Annotated in this window: 12 protein-coding genes and 2 pseudogenes; 7 read left to right on the top strand and 7 right to left on the bottom strand. The window is 70.1% G+C overall.

Annotated features, from left to right (window positions below; genetic code table 11):
- Window positions 1–32: 32 nt before the first annotated feature.
- The gene (locus ACH4D5_RS25195; RefSeq protein ID WP_398306629.1) at window positions 33–1,565 is read right to left on the bottom strand and encodes an MFS transporter; all 1,533 of its coding nucleotides are present in this window, start codon (window positions 1,563–1,565) and stop codon (window positions 33–35) included.
- A gap of 424 nt (window positions 1,566–1,989) precedes the next feature.
- On the opposite strand from ACH4D5_RS25195, the gene ACH4D5_RS25190 reads away from it, so the two are divergent.
- Window positions 1,990–2,397 carry a hypothetical protein gene (locus tag ACH4D5_RS25190; protein WP_398306627.1) on the top strand — a complete coding sequence of 136 codons (408 nt, stop codon included), beginning with the start codon at window positions 1,990–1,992 and terminating at the stop codon, window positions 2,395–2,397.
- Window positions 2,394–3,641, top strand: a complete 1,248-nt coding sequence (locus tag ACH4D5_RS25185) for an MFS transporter (protein WP_398306626.1) — start codon at window positions 2,394–2,396, stop codon at window positions 3,639–3,641. Before ACH4D5_RS25190 ends, ACH4D5_RS25185 begins: the two co-directional genes overlap by 4 nt.
- A gap of 11 nt (window positions 3,642–3,652) precedes the next feature.
- Here the strand turns inward: ACH4D5_RS25185 and ACH4D5_RS25180 are convergent, their stop codons facing one another.
- Window positions 3,653–5,821, bottom strand: coding sequence for an MMPL family transporter (locus ACH4D5_RS25180; protein WP_398306624.1), 2,169 nt, complete (start codon window positions 5,819–5,821; stop codon window positions 3,653–3,655).
- Between the two features lie 142 nt (window positions 5,822–5,963).
- The gene (gene lpdA, locus ACH4D5_RS25175) at window positions 5,964–7,367 is read right to left on the bottom strand and encodes a dihydrolipoyl dehydrogenase (RefSeq protein ID WP_398306622.1); all 1,404 of its coding nucleotides are present in this window, start codon (window positions 7,365–7,367) and stop codon (window positions 5,964–5,966) included.
- 304 nt (window positions 7,368–7,671) lie between these two features.
- Between lpdA and ACH4D5_RS25170 the strand changes: the two genes are divergently transcribed.
- Entirely contained in the window at window positions 7,672–8,529 is an 858-nt protein-coding gene (locus ACH4D5_RS25170; RefSeq protein WP_398307082.1) for an SAM-dependent methyltransferase, read from the top strand.
- Window positions 8,530–8,847: 318 nt separating this feature from the next.
- A complete protein-coding gene (locus tag ACH4D5_RS25165; RefSeq protein WP_398307080.1) occupies window positions 8,848–9,723 on the top strand; it encodes a TauD/TfdA dioxygenase family protein in 876 nt (291 codons plus the stop codon).
- 22 nt (window positions 9,724–9,745) lie between these two features.
- On the opposite strand, the pseudogene ACH4D5_RS25160 reads toward ACH4D5_RS25165, so the two are convergent.
- Window positions 9,746–10,250 (bottom strand): annotated as a pseudogene (locus ACH4D5_RS25160) (GNAT family N-acetyltransferase).
- A gap of 71 nt (window positions 10,251–10,321) precedes the next feature.
- Here ACH4D5_RS25160 and ACH4D5_RS25155 point away from each other — a divergent pair.
- Entirely contained in the window at window positions 10,322–11,542 is a 1,221-nt protein-coding gene (locus ACH4D5_RS25155) for a CaiB/BaiF CoA transferase family protein (RefSeq protein WP_398306620.1), read from the top strand.
- A gap of 30 nt (window positions 11,543–11,572) precedes the next feature.
- Window positions 11,573–11,995 (top strand): hypothetical protein, encoded by a 423-nt coding sequence (locus ACH4D5_RS25150; protein ID WP_398306618.1) that lies wholly within the window; start codon window positions 11,573–11,575, stop codon window positions 11,993–11,995.
- A gap of 151 nt (window positions 11,996–12,146) precedes the next feature.
- On the opposite strand, the gene ACH4D5_RS25145 is transcribed toward ACH4D5_RS25150, so the two are convergent.
- Both ACH4D5_RS25145 and ACH4D5_RS25140 read right to left on the bottom strand, forming a co-directional pair.
- A complete protein-coding gene (locus ACH4D5_RS25145; RefSeq protein WP_398306616.1) occupies window positions 12,147–12,587 on the bottom strand; it encodes an SSI family serine proteinase inhibitor in 441 nt (146 codons plus the stop codon).
- A 359-nt stretch (window positions 12,588–12,946) separates the two neighbouring features.
- A pseudogene (locus tag ACH4D5_RS25140) lies at window positions 12,947–13,120 on the bottom strand (3-oxoacyl-ACP reductase); the annotation flags it as partial.
- A gap of 104 nt (window positions 13,121–13,224) precedes the next feature.
- On the opposite strand from ACH4D5_RS25140, the gene ACH4D5_RS25135 reads away from it, so the two are divergent.
- Entirely contained in the window at window positions 13,225–13,353 is a 129-nt protein-coding gene (locus ACH4D5_RS25135) for a hypothetical protein (RefSeq protein WP_398306614.1), read from the top strand.
- A gap of 12 nt (window positions 13,354–13,365) precedes the next feature.
- On the opposite strand, the gene ACH4D5_RS25130 is transcribed toward ACH4D5_RS25135, so the two are convergent.
- The gene (locus tag ACH4D5_RS25130) at window positions 13,366–13,809 is read right to left on the bottom strand and encodes a DUF3093 domain-containing protein (RefSeq protein ID WP_398306612.1); all 444 of its coding nucleotides are present in this window, start codon (window positions 13,807–13,809) and stop codon (window positions 13,366–13,368) included.
- Window positions 13,810–13,888 lie beyond the last annotated feature (79 nt).

Raw genomic sequence — 13,888 nt, 5'->3', positions numbered from 1 at the left:
CCGCGGCCGGCCGCGGCTTCCGCCCATGTGTTTCAGCCCATGTGGACGGGCGCCGCGCCCTCGGCCGTCTCCTGCTTCCGGGCGTTGATGGCAAGCGCCGTGACGGCGAGGCCCGCCAGGAACATGACGCCCGCACCCACGAAGGCCAGCGTGTAGCCGTGGGTCAGGGCGTCGGCCGCCTCGGCCACCAGGCCGTGGTCCTTCGTGGCCACGCCCCGGTAGAACGAGGCGGCCGCTTCGGGCAGCCGGTCGTTGGCTGCTGAGGTGGAGATGGTCGCGAGGACGGCGAGGCCCAGGGCGCCGCCGATCTGCTGGGCGGTGTTCAGGAGCGCGGAGGCGATGCCCGTCTCCTGGTGGTCGACGCCGCTGACGGCGCCCAGCGTCATCGGGACGAAGCCCATGCCGAGGCCGAGCGCGGTCACGAACATCGCCGGCATGAGATGCCCCGCGTACGACGAGTCCGGGGTGAGCGTGGCGAACCAGAACATGCCCCCGGCCGCCACCAGCAGACCGGGTCCGGCGATCACGCGGGGAGCGAGGCGGGTGACCAGCTTGGCGCTGAGGGCCGCCGCGACACCCATGCCGAGGCTGAACGGCAGGTTGGCGAAGCCGGTCTTGACCGCGCTGTAGCCCAGGATCAGCTGCATGTACAGGGTGAGGAAGTAGAAGGTGGCCATCATGCCTGCGCCGATGAACAGCATCGTGGCGAAGGAGCCGGAGCGGTTGCGGTCCTTGAAGAGCCGCAGCGGCATCATCGGGTGCGCGGTCCGGCTCTGGATGAGCAGGAAGGCGCTGAGCAGGACGGCGGCGACGGCGAAGCAGGACAGCGTCAGGCTGTCGGTCCAGCCGTGTTCGCCGCCGCGCGTGATGCCGTAGACCAGGGCTATCAGGCCGCCCGTGCCGGTGAGTGTGCCCGGCAGGTCGAGGCGGCCCGGGTGGCGTTCGGCCTCGACGAGCGTCTTGGTCCCGGCGAGCACGGCCAGGCCGATGGGGATGTTCACGAAGAACACCCACCGCCAGTCCAGGACATCGGTGAGGACACCTCCGAGCAGCAGGCCGACGGTGGCGCCGATGCCGGCCATCGCGGCGTAGACCCCCATCGCCTTGTTGCGCGGCTTGCCCTCGGGGAACGTCGTGGCGATCAGGGAGAGGGCGCTGGGCGCCGCGACCGCCGCGCCGACGCCCTGGAGGATGCGTGCGCCGATGAGCAGGCCCTCGTTCGGGGCGAGCCCGCCGAGCAGCGATGCCAGGGTGAACACGGCGATGCCCACCTGGAACATCCGCCGCCGGCCGAAGAGGTCCCCCGCCCGGCCGCCGAGGAGCAGCAGCCCGCCGAAGGCCAGCGCGTAGGAGTTGACGATCCACGCGAGGTTCGCGTCGGACACCTCCAGCGCGGTCTGGATGCTGGGCAGCGCGATGTTGGTGATGGTGCCGTCGAGCACCACCATCAGCTGGGCCGCGGCGATCACGAACAGGGCCAGGCCGAGGTGCCGGCCGGCGCCGGGTGGGCCACCGGCCGTGCCCGCCGGTGAGGGAGTGGTGACAGCCGTGCTGTCAGCAGACATGAAAGAGCTCCAGAACGAGGCGTGGACACATTCCGCCGGAACGGGAATCAGGCGTGGAAGGCCTTCTCCCATTCCGGTGTGAGGGGCTGCGACGACCCGCCGCAAAGGGGCGGATCACCGCTGCGCAAGCCGAGCGGTGCGCCGACGAAAAGGCGGCCCGGCTCGGGACAAGAGGAAACCCTAACACTTGAAAGGCGCTGGTAGAGGGCGTGCAAGGGAAATGCAAGTGCATGCGGCGACGGACTTGACTTTTCGCTCGCTTTCCTAGGCTGCCGACTTTTCTGGGGTTTATCGATTTCACTTGCATTTTCGTTCGAGCTGTGAGCAATGAGGGCGCATGGGTACCTTCGGGCTGTGCTCACACTTTCCGCGAAATGGCAACTTGCACTAACGTTCACGTCCGGGTCGACGGAGGGGAGGGGCAGTGGCCATTGACATCGGGGTCTTTCTGCCGGTGCTGGCGGCGGAGGGGCAAGGACGGGGACAGGCGGGGGAGTTCGCCACGGCCGCCGCGGTCACCACCCGGATCAAAACCGCCACCGCGGGGAGCCAGACCGGCTGCGGTGGCTGGGCGCGGGTCACCCTCGACGTGGAGCGGGAGCCGGGGACGTACGCCTTCGTCAACCCGATCAGCACCGAAGTGCTCGACGCCGGACTCGCCGAGGCTTTGGAGGAGGGTGTGCGCGAAGGGCTCGCGGGGGAGGAGCGGACCGTGCGGGTGCACCGCGCCTGGGTGCACGCGGTCGACGCGAACGAACGGGTGTTCCATCGGGCGGGCCGCGAGGCGGTCGCCGCCGCCCTGGCCGCGGAACGCTCCGGTGCGCGGCGGTGATCGGCCGCCCCCCGACGGTCTCCCTTTGGCGGAACCGCAACTACCGCGTCTTCCTCCTCATCCAGACCTTCTCCGCCCTCGGCGACTCGTTCTCCTTCGTGGCGATACCGCTGCTCGTGCTGCACAGCACCGGCTCGGTCGTCCAGATGGGCCTGGTCACCGGGGCGACGGGCGTCGCGTCGATCGTCACGGGACTCTTCGCCGGTGTGATCGCCGACCGGTTCGACCGGCGCCGACTCCTGATGCTCTCCGACGTGGCGCGCTGCCTGTTGTACGCGCTGATCCCGCTGGTCTGGCTCTTCGCGACGCCGATGTGGCTGATCTACACGGTCGTTCCGCTCACCGGCGGTTTCGCGATGCTCTTCCAGGTGACGTACGTGGCCGTGGTGCCCGCCATCGTCGAACCGGACCAGATCACCAGGGCCAACGCCCACCTCTTCGGCTCCTATGCCGTGGCGACGGTCGGCGGACCCGCTCTCGCGGGCTTCGTCGCGGCGGCGTTCGGCCCCGTGGCCGCCATCGGGATCGACGCCGCCACCTTTGCGGTGTCCGCCGCCGGAATCCTCCTCGTCCGGCTGCGGCCGACGCCGCCACCCGCCGGCGACGAGGAGAAGGCGTCAGAAGGGGTGGCAGGCGGGGGCCTGCGCGGAGAGTTCCTCGCAGGTATCCGCTTCCTGTGGGCACACCCAGTCCTGCGCCCGCTGACCGTACTGCTGTCCCTGGTCATCTTCCTCACGCACGGCATGACCGACGTCATCATCTTCCGCGTCAAGAAGGACCTCGGGTACGGGGACGACACGGTCGGCTATGTGCTCAGCGCGGGCACCGTCGGCACCTTCCTCGCTTCGTTCGTGGTCACCAGGGTGCGCAAGGGCCTCGGTTTCGGGCCGAGTTGGGTCGGCGCCACCGCGTTGGGCGGCGTCGCCGTCGGGTGTCTCGGACTGACCGACAGCGTGCCGGTGATCGGTGCGCTCTCGGCGGGCATGCTGCTCGCCACCGGCGTCGCCGGCATCTGCTCCATGTCCCTGCGCCAGGAGGTGACGCCCGGTCACCTCCTCGGGCGGGTCACGGCGGCGTTCTGGACGACGCACTACTCCCTCGGTCCGCTGGGAGCCGCCGCCGTCACCGCGGGGGCGGCCGGATTCGGGGTCGCCCGGGTGTGCCTGGCCATCGGCGCGGGCGTGGTGTGCGTGGCACTGAGCGGGATGCTGACGGGGATCGTGCGCTCCGAGTCGTCCGCGTGACGCCCGAGGGCTCAGCGGCTGCGCGTCGCACCTCCGAGGCGCTGCTCGTCCGGGTCCTGCGGCGCGGACCCGCCGTGCCCGGTCCGCTTCTCGTCGCCGTGGCCGGGCCACCAGGCCGCGTGCCCGATGAGCGCGGTCAGCGCCGGGGTGAAGATCAACGCCATGACGAACGCGGCGATGAGGATGCCGAAGGAGAGCGAGAAGCCCATCTGGGAGAGCGTCGAGTTGCCCGCGAGCATCAGCGTCGCGAACGTCCCCGCGAGGATCACGCCCGCCGAGCCGATCGTCGGCCCCGAGTGCCGCACCGCCGTGCCCGCGGCGTCGTGCGGGCCGCGGCCCTCGCGGGCCTCCTCGCGCAGCCGCGACACCATGAGGATGTTGTAGTCCGTGCCGAGCGCGACCACGAACAAGTACATGATCACCGGCAGCATGAACATCAACCCGGGCTGGCTGCCCAGCTGTTGGAAGAGCAGGGAGGTCGCGCCGAGGGTCGCGCCGAAGCCGAGCGCGACGGACAGCATCAGGTACCAGGGCGCCACCAGGCTGCGCAGCAGCAGGCCGAGGATCACCATGATGGCGAGCGCCGCCACGGGGAAGACCACCGAATAGTCGCGGTCCACCGCCCTGTTGATGTCGACGTACACCGCGGTGGTGCCGCCGACGAGCGCCTTCGTGCCGTCCGGCGCGTCCTCGTGGGCGGCAGGGCGCAGCCGGTCCTTGACGGTCGCCAGCGCCTTGTCGGAGGCCGGCGGGTCCGAGAGGATCACGGAGTACGAGGCGGTCGTACGGTCCGGACTCAGCCGCGGCGCCCCGACCTCGCCCACGCCCCCGACACCGGAGAGCCGCTCGCGGAACGCGTCGGCCTGCGCCTTCGGCACGGGCCTGTCGGTCGTCGAGGTGAGGTACACGGAGGTCGGGTCGGTGGTGCCCGCGGGGAAACCCTTCTGGAGGTTGTCCAGGGCGACCATCGACTCCTTGTCCTTGGGGAGCGAGGAGCCGGCCAGGTCGAAGTTGGCCTTGTAGCCGAGCGCGCCGAGCGCGAGCGCCCCCATGAACAGCGCGGAGACCAGCGTCCACACGGCGGGCTTGCGGGCGATGGACGCGCCGAGCTTGGCGAACCCGGTCCCGTGCGGCTCCCGCTGCCAGGACTTCGAGGGCCAGAACACCTTCGTACCGAGGAGCGACACCACCGCGGGGACGAGCGTGAGTCCGGCGAGCAGCGTCACGAACACCGCGATGGCGAGGGCCGGGCCCATCGACTGCAGCATGCCGAGCGAGGACAGCGTCAGCGCGGCGAAGGCGACGATGACGGCGCCCGCCGCCGACGTGATGGCCTCACCGACCCGCTCGACGGCGTGCACCATGCCGCTCTTGGAGTCCTCGCCCGCGCGCAGCGCCTCCCGGTAGCGGAAGAGCAGGAACAGGATGTAGTCCGTGCCGACGCCGAACAGGACGACGGTCAGGAGCTCCTGGATGGAGGAGTCCGCCTTCATGTCGAAGGCCTTGTTGGCGGAGGCGATCAGACCGGTCGCCATCGGCGAGATCAGTCCGATGAGGACGACCGGCAGCAGCGCGATGATGGGGCTGCGGAAGATCACGAGCAGCAGCACGATGATGATCACGATCGTGCCGACGCCGACGAGCAGGCCCGCCCGCTCGGACGCGTCGCTCTCGTCGAGCGCCTGCGCCGCCGAGCCGGTGATCCCGGCCGACAGGTCCGTCCCCTTCAACTCGGGCTGAAGACCGTCCCGCAGCTTCTTGACGGCGTCCTGCTGCGAGGTGTCCTCGGGGTCGGTGATCTTCGGCATCGCGACGACGGACGTCTGCACCTGCTTGTTGGGCGAGACCTCGCCGGGCACGACGGCCTGCACCTCGGGGATCTTCCGGCTCTGCAGGTCCTTCGAGACGCGCTCCACGTCGGCGGAGTCGGCGGCCGTCAGCTTCTCGCCGTCGGAGCGCTGAAAGACGATGATCGCGCCGATGTTCTGCTGTTTGGGGAATTCCTTTTCCTGCACGTCCGAGGCGCGAATGGACTCGTAGTGATCGGGCAGGAAACTCGCCTCGTCGCTGCTGGAGGTGAGTTTCGGCGCCAGTGAGATCACGGCGCCGGCCGCCACCACCCACACCAGGATGATCCACCAGGGGCGGCGCACCACGAATCGGCCCAGGCCAGAGAACATCGGCTACTGCCTCTCCTCGCCCCCGAGGCATCACAGTCGTGTTCCGCCCAGGATCGGCCCGACCGGGCGGCCCCGCCACTCGAACGACTCACTTTCGGTCACTCGTGTCGCGGCGGGGCGCCCGGCGGCACCGGCGGACCCGTCAGAAGTTGATCATGTGCCCGGCCAGGCCGTGCACCGCTTCCTTGACGGCCTCGCCCAGGGTCGGGTGCGCGTGGACGTTGCGCGCGACCTCGTGGACGGTGAGGTCCCACTGCTGGGCCAGGGTGAGCTCGGGGAGCAGCTCGGTGACATCGGGTCCGATCAGGTGGGCGCCGATGATCTCGCCGTACTTCGCATCGCTGATGATCTTCACGAAGCCGACGGTGTCGCCGAGGCCGTGCGCCTTGCCGTTGGCCTGGAACGGGAACTTCGCGACCTTGACGTCGAAGCCCTTCTCCTTGGCCTGCGCCTCCGTCCAGCCGAAGCTGGCGATCTGCGGCTGGGAGTACGTGGCACGCGGAACCATCGGGTAGTCGAGTTCCATCGTCTCGGCGTCCGCGAGGGTCTCCGCCGCCACGACGCCCATGGCCTCGGCGGTGTGCGCCAGCATCAGCTTCGCGGTGACGTCACCGATGGCGTAGATGTGCGGGACGTTCGTGCGGCAGCGGCCGTCGACGTCGATCGCACCGCGCTCGGTGAGCGCCACGCCCGTCGCCTCCAGGCCGAAACCGGAGACGTTCGGCGCGAAACCGATGGCCTGCAGGACCTTGTCGGCCTCCAGGATCTGCTGCTTGCCGTCCTTGCCCGTGACCGTCACCCGGACCTGCTCGCTGGACTCGTCGATCGACTCGACGCGCGTCGAGGTGAGCACGTCGATCCCGAGCTTGCGGTACTGCTTGGCCAGCTCCTTCGAGACGTCCGCGTCCTCCAGCGGCGCCACACGGTCCAGGAACTCGACGATCGTGACCTTCACGCCGTAGTTGTGCAGGACGTACGCGAACTCGATGCCGATGGCGCCCGCACCCGCGATCACGATGGACCGCGGCAGCGAGTCGGCGAGGATCTGCTCCTCGTACGTCACCACGCGCTCGCTGCGGCTCGTGCCGGGCAGCAGCCGGGGCGTGGCGCCGGTGGCGATGATGCAGTTGTCGAAGCCGATCGTGGTGGTCGTGCCGTCGGACTTCGCGACCTGCAGCGTGTTCGCGTCCAGGAACGTGCCCCGGCCGTCGAACTCCGTGATGCCGTTCTTCTTCATCAGGAAGTGGACGCCCTTGACCCGGCCGTCCGCGACCGTGCGGCTGCGGCTGAACGCCTCGCCGTAGTCGAAGGACACCTGCCCGTCGACCTTGATGCCGTACGTCTTCTGCTCGTGCGTGAAGAGGTGGGCCAGCTCGGCGTTGCGCAGCAGGGCCTTCGTCGGGATGCAGCCGACGTTGAGGCAGACACCGCCCCAGTACTTCTCCTCGACGACCGCTACCCGCTTGCCCAGCTGGGCGGCGCGGATGGCGGCGACGTAGCCGCCGGGTCCTGCTCCGAGCACGACGACGTCGAAGCGGTCTTCCATGGGGAGGTCCTCTCTGGGTGGTACGGATCCGGTGGTGCGGATGGCTCTCAGCCCCGATCATCCGCCATGTGGAGGCGTGGATGGGCGGCGGGTGGGACACGCCACAGCCCGTACCGGAACTCCGGTACGAGGACGGGACACGCAGGCCCCGCCAAAGCCCGGTCCGCACACGCCTGTTGGAGTTTCCGGAGTTCGTTCACCCGAACGTGGATCTCCGGATAGTGTCGCGACAAGGAACACGTTCTGTGAATCCCGCGGGAGAGGTGGAGAGCGCGCTGTGGCGAGTGACAACCAGTCCGAGTCGGTGGCCGATCCGTCCGGGACAGTGGCCGGCCCGTCCATTCCGTACGACATCCCGACGTCGGCACGCGGCTACGGCTGGATGCTGGGCGGCAAGGACAACTACGAGGTGGACCGGAAGTTCATCCTCTCCACCGTGCCGTCGTTCCCCGAGGTCGTCGACATCGCCCGGCAGAACCGCGAATGGCTCTTCCGCGTGGTGCGCTACCTGACCCGTGAGGCCGGCATCCGCCAGTTCATCGACATGGGCTGCGGACTGCCCACCGACGACAACGTCCACCAGGTCGCCCAGCGCTTCGCCCCCGATGCCCGCGTCGTCTACGTCGACAGCGACCCGATCGTCCTCGCCCACGGCCGCGCCCTGCTCGCCGACGACTCCTCCACGACGGTCATCATGGGCGACATGCGCGACCAGGAGGCGATCCTGGAACACCCCGACGTGCGGCGCCTCATCGACTTCGACGAGCCGGTCGCCGTGCTGTTCCTCTCCGTCGGACACCACCTCACCGACGCCGACGGCCCGCGGCGGATCCTGCGCACGATCATCGACCGGGCGGCTCCCGGCAGCTTCGTGAGCTTCTCGCAGGTCGTCTGCGACGACCCCGAGCGCGGCGCGCGGATGACCGAGCACATCGCCGGCGGCGGCGTGCCCTGGCAGACCCGCACGCCCGCCGAGGTCGACGTGCTGCTCGACGGCCTGGAGCCCGTCGAGCCCGGCGTGGTGAACCTCGTCGACTGGCGCCCGGACCCCGACCAGCCGCCCCTCGCACCGGTCGACCCCGACCTGGTGCCGTACCTCGGCGTGACCGAGACCAACAAGGGGATCTACGAGTACGGGGGAGTGCTGCGGCTGCCCTCCTGAGCGGGGTGCCGTGCTCACACACTCGGGGCGGTTGACCTGAAGGGGTCCGCGTCCCACAATGACCACCATGATCCAGCACCTGACCGCCGCCACCCGGACGTTCGGCGTCCCGTGGCGGCGCGGGTGCGAGCGATCGGGCCGCTAGCTGCACGGAGTCAGCTCCTCAGCCGCATGGAGTCAGCTCCTCAGCTCCACGGAGTCCTTTCCGTACGCACGCCTGCCCGTACCGCACCCGAAGGATCAGACCCCATGAATGCTGCCGCGCCGCAGAGCCCCGTGACCCCCGCCCTGCGTGAAGCACGCGTCCCCGCCGACGGCATGTACGAGGGTCGTCGCACCCTGCGCCGCCTGCCCGACGACTGGCAGGAACGCCCCTACGAACTCTTCGACGTCGTGCCCCAGGGCCGTGTCATCGGCGCCGAGATCCGCGGCGTCGACCTCGCGCGGCCGCTGACACCCGCCCTGCGCGAAGAGTTGAACCGCGCCCTGCTGGAGTGGAAGGTGCTGTTCTTCCGCGGCGCCCGCATCACCTCCGAGCAGCAGCGCGCCTTCGCCCTCAACTGGGGCGACCTGGAGACCAATCCGCTGCTCGCGCGCGGCTCCGCCGACGACGTCGTCCGCTTCGACAAGGGCGGCAGCGCCACACCCACGTACGAGAACGTCTGGCACGCCGACGTCACCTTCCGCGAACGCCCGGCGCTGGGCGCGGTGTTGCAGCTGCACGAGGTGCCGCCGTTCGGCGGTGACACGATGTGGGCGGACATGGCGGCCGCGTACGACAACCTTCCCGACACCGTCAAGGCGCGCATCGACGGGGCGCACGCCGTGCACGACTTCATCCCCGGCTTCGCCCGCTTCTACGGTCCCGAGAAGCTCGCCCCGCTCCAGGAGGAGTTCCCGCCCGTCACCCACCCCGTGGTGCGCACGCACCCGGAGACCGGGCGGCGGATGCTCTTCGTCAACACCTCCTTCACCACGCACATCGTCGGCATGGAGCGCGAGGAGAGCGACCGGCTGCTCGGCTACCTCGTGCGGCAGGCCCATGTGCCGGAGTACCAGGTGCGGTTCCACTGGCAGGCGGGTGACGTCGCCTTCTGGGACAACCGCGCCACGCAGCACTATGCCGTCGACGACTACGCCCCGCACCGGCGGGTCGCGGAGCGCGTCGCGATCGCGGGCGACCGGCCGTACTGACCCGGGCCGCCGCCTCAGGCCCTCAGCCCCTCAGTCCCGACTCCCAGCGGATCTCGCCGTCCTGGACCACGTCCGTGGCGGCGAGGCCCGCGGCGCGCGACGGTCGCGGACGCCTTGTGGCGGGGATGGACATGCGCGACGACCGTACGTACGCCGTGTCCCGCCGGCCAGTCCACCAGGCCGCGGGCCGCCTCCGACGCGAAGCCGCGCCCCTGCCAGGGCGTCCCGACCACCCAGGCGATCTCCGCCCTCCCCTCCGCAGCGACGGTCGCCTGCACCGTCCCGATCAGCGCCGGGCATTCACCGTCGCGGAGTCGCAGCACCCAGTTGCACCAGGAGACGCCCGGATCCGGGGAGTCGGCGAGCATGCGCCGGTAGCGGGCGCGCAGCGCTTCGACGTCGTCGGGGGCGCCGCCGATGAAGGTGTGCAGCGCCGGGTCGCCGAGCACGGCCGCCATCTCGTCGGCGTGGTCGACGCGGAGCGGTACGAGGTCGAGTCGGGGCGTGCGGATGCCGGTGGGGATCATGGGTGCATTGTGCCGACAGGACCGCGACACGGCGCACGCATCAACGCATTCGACCGAACTGGGAGCAGCTGATGACAGATTCCCCCGGCCAGCACGGCGGCGCCCTCGCCGGACTCAAGGTGCTCGACCTGTCCCGGGTCCTCGCCGGGCCCTACTGCGCGCAACTGCTCGCCGACCACGGGGCCGACGTGATCAAGGTCGAACCTCCGGCCGGTGACGAGACCCGCGGCTGGGGCCCGCCGTTCGTCGCGCCGGACACCTCCGCGTACTACCAGAACCTCAACCGCGGCAAGAAGAACATCGTCGTCGATCTCTCCGTGCCCGAGGGACGCGACATCCTCGACACTCTCCTGCGCGACACCGACGTCCTCGTCGAGAACTTCAAGGCGGGCACCCTCGCCAAGTGGGGTTACGCCGACGAGGAGTTGCGGCGCCGCTTCCCGGCCCTCGTCCACTGCCGTGTCACCGGCTTCGGCACCGACGGGCCCCTCGGCGGACAACCCGGCTACGACGCGGTGCTGCAGGCCTACGGCGGCCTCATGAGCGTCAACGGCGAAGCGGACGGACCGCCGCTGCGCGTCGGTGTCCCCGTCGTCGACCAGGTCACCGGCATCCTCGCCTTCTCCGGCATCCTGCTGGCCCTCAACGAACGGCACCGCTCCGGACTCGGTCAACTCGTCGACTGCACCCTCCTGGACACCGCCGTCAGCCTGCTCCACCCCCACTCGGCGTCCTGGCTCGCCGACGGCACCGTCCCGCGCCGCACCGGCTCCGCGCACCCCACCATCGCTCCCTACGACTCGTTCGCCGCCGCCGACGGGCCGCTGTTCATCGCGGTCGGCAACGACCGGCAGTTCGCCGCGCTCGCCGACGTCCTGCAGCTCCCGGAGCTCACCGACGACCCCCGCTTCCGCACCAACCCGGACCGCGTACGCCACCAACAGGAGCTCCGCGCCGCCCTGGAGAAGGCCATCGCCGCCCGCTCCCGCGCGGACCTCACCGCGCTCCTCACGGCACGGGGCGTCCCCGCCTCGCCCGTGCACGACGTCGCAGAGGCGCTGACTGCACCCCAGGTGCGCCACCGCGGCCTCGTCGTCGAGGACGGCGACTACCGCGGCCTCGCCTCGCCCGTCTCCCTGTCCCGCACACCGGCGCGGATCCGGCCGGAGGTGCGGGCCGCGGGCGCGGACACGCGTGAGGTGCTCGCGGCCGGCGGACTCGACGACGAGGCGATCGACGGGGCGGTCGGGCGAGGGGTGGTGCGGTCGGCCGCGACCTGGGACGACGCGTGATTGTCAGTGGCGGGTGCGAGGGTTGCCGGCATGACACCACTGAGACTCACCGACATCGAGGCGGCGCTGCGGGAGAGTTGGGGCGCGGACACGTATCCGCCCGATTCGAAGCACAGTTGGCCGCCGGACAATCCGGCCCGGGGCCAGTGCGGCGTCACCGCGCTGGTCCTGCACGACCTTTTGGGCGGTGAGCTCATGTGCGGCGAGGTGCGCGTCGACGGTGTGCGCACGGACTACCACTGGTGGAACCGGTTGGGCGCAGGCGTGGAGATAGACCTCACCCGTCACCAGTTCGCTCCGGAGGAGGTCGTGACGGCGGGTGAGGTCGTCACACGGCCGCCCGAGATCCGCCGCTGCCGCGAGGAGTACGAGCTGTTGCGCGCCAGGGTCCTGCGGAGGCTGGACGAGCTTGCCAGGGGCCGGGAGACGGCGAGCGCGCACGCCACGTCGTAGACGTCGAGCCGGCCAGTCGTACCCGCTCACAAGAACCGGGGAAACACTACGGCCCCCGGTGTCACCCGACACCGGGGGCCGCCCCGCGTCCCGGCCGCCTTCCCCCACGAAAGGTCACCGGGACTCCCTTGAGTGTGGTTCAGGGATCCCGTCAGAAGGACAGTGCGACGCCCTCCCCGAGACCAGCCTTCATCTCACACCGATTGGCGAAGGTGGTGGACCAGTTGACCTGCTTGCCGTTCCAGACGCCAGCGACCGTCACCGTGTACGGCTGCCACTCCTTGGTACAGATGGCGTCGGAAGCGCTGTCCACGAGTTCGGTGAACCGGCCGTTGACCTCGGCCAGTTCGGCGCACGCGGCCGCAGGTGCGGGGTGGCTGCCCGCGGGGCGCGGCGCACAGGTGAGTGTCACGGCGCGCTCCACCGCGGCGGAGCCGGCGTCCTCGCCCTGGCCGACCGTCAACACCAGGGCGGACGGCGCGTAGAGGCTCTTGGTCTGCGGGGCCTCGGCGTGCGCGGTGCCTGCTGTCGCGGCGAGGACGCAGGTGGCCGCTGCTGCGGCTGCTCCCACGGCCTTGAGGGTGCGACGCATGGTGGACTCTCCTTCGATCGTTGTGGTTGGTGACTGCGGTGAGGAGTCTTGCCGGTGCGGAGAGTGAGTGCCATCCGGATGGTCGATTTCCGGATGTGCCGTTCTGGTGAGCGGTGACCGTACGATCGTTCGGGCAGCTCAGGGGTGGTGGGAGCGGTTCCGTATGCTGTGTCCAGCATGTGGACGAACGGTGTTGGTATAACGGAGAACCAACGTCTGACCTGCGGGAATCCAAAATTGGTTCCACCTCGGACGATCTGTATCGTCCGGAAATCATCGTTGAACGGCGCCATCACCTTTCGAATCGATGGTTTTTCGGTGTCGAATCCCAGGATTCGCGGACGCGCCCGAGGTGGGAAAAGCGGGAGTGCGGGCCTGTCGGACGACATGACGCCGATGGTTCCCGTGGGTGCGACGAGCGGGCCGAGCCGCTCCACGACGCGCAGGGGGCTGAGCGCGTTGGTGACCATGACCTCGGTGAACATGTCCGTCGGGACCTCGCCGATCGGGAGGTCGCCGCGCGTGATGGCGGCACCCGCAGGTCCAGATCGACGTCTTCCCGCTGCGCTGGTGGGAGCAGGACGCACCGCTCAGCGTCGCGCGCTCGTACTCCCGCGCTGGCCTCGTCCACCTGCGCGTGACCGACGCGCTGCTCGTCGAGACCTGCCTGGCGGTGCCGGAGCGCGACCGCACCGGCGTCGTACGGGACTTCCTGGACATCGCCACCACGACACTGCGCGGCCACGGCGTCACCTCGGAGGGCTGACGGCGCGGCAGGTCAGCCCCGGGAGAACGCCAGCACGGCGGCCAGGTTCATCGGCTGACGCGTCGACACGTAGACGTAGGGCGCGCCTCCCCAGGAGTTGCGCAACTCGATGCGCAGCGCGGTGGGGACGTACGACCGCAGGAGCAGCAGCGCGTACGGATTCGCCCTGACCGTGCGCCACTCGAAGGCCTCGCGCTCGTCGAGGATCTCCGTCGCGCCCAGCGCCTCGATGGGGATGACCCGCTTGCCGACCACGAGTGAGCCGGGCGTCACCAGGATGCGCACGCTGCCGTGCATGTACACGAGCGCGGCGGACACCGCAATGCCGACCGTCGCCGCCGTCACCGCGGCGAGCACGCCGAAGGGAATGGCCGCCACGGCCAGCCCGGCTCCACCCAGCGCCACCAGTCCCCACCAGGAGCGGGGAACGCTCAGCCGCTCTTCGTAGATGTGCATGACCGCATCCTGGCAGGCAGGCGCGCGGCCGGGGGCAGGGGGCCCGCCTCTTGCCACCCGTGTGTACCGCGAGGCAACT

Origin of the sequence: Streptomyces sp. NPDC018029, from assembly GCF_044327655.1 — a bacterium.
Classification (GTDB): domain Bacteria; phylum Actinomycetota; class Actinomycetes; order Streptomycetales; family Streptomycetaceae; genus Streptomyces.
Note: the sequence above shows the minus strand (reverse complement) of the source record. Positions and strands in the feature narration are given on the sequence as shown.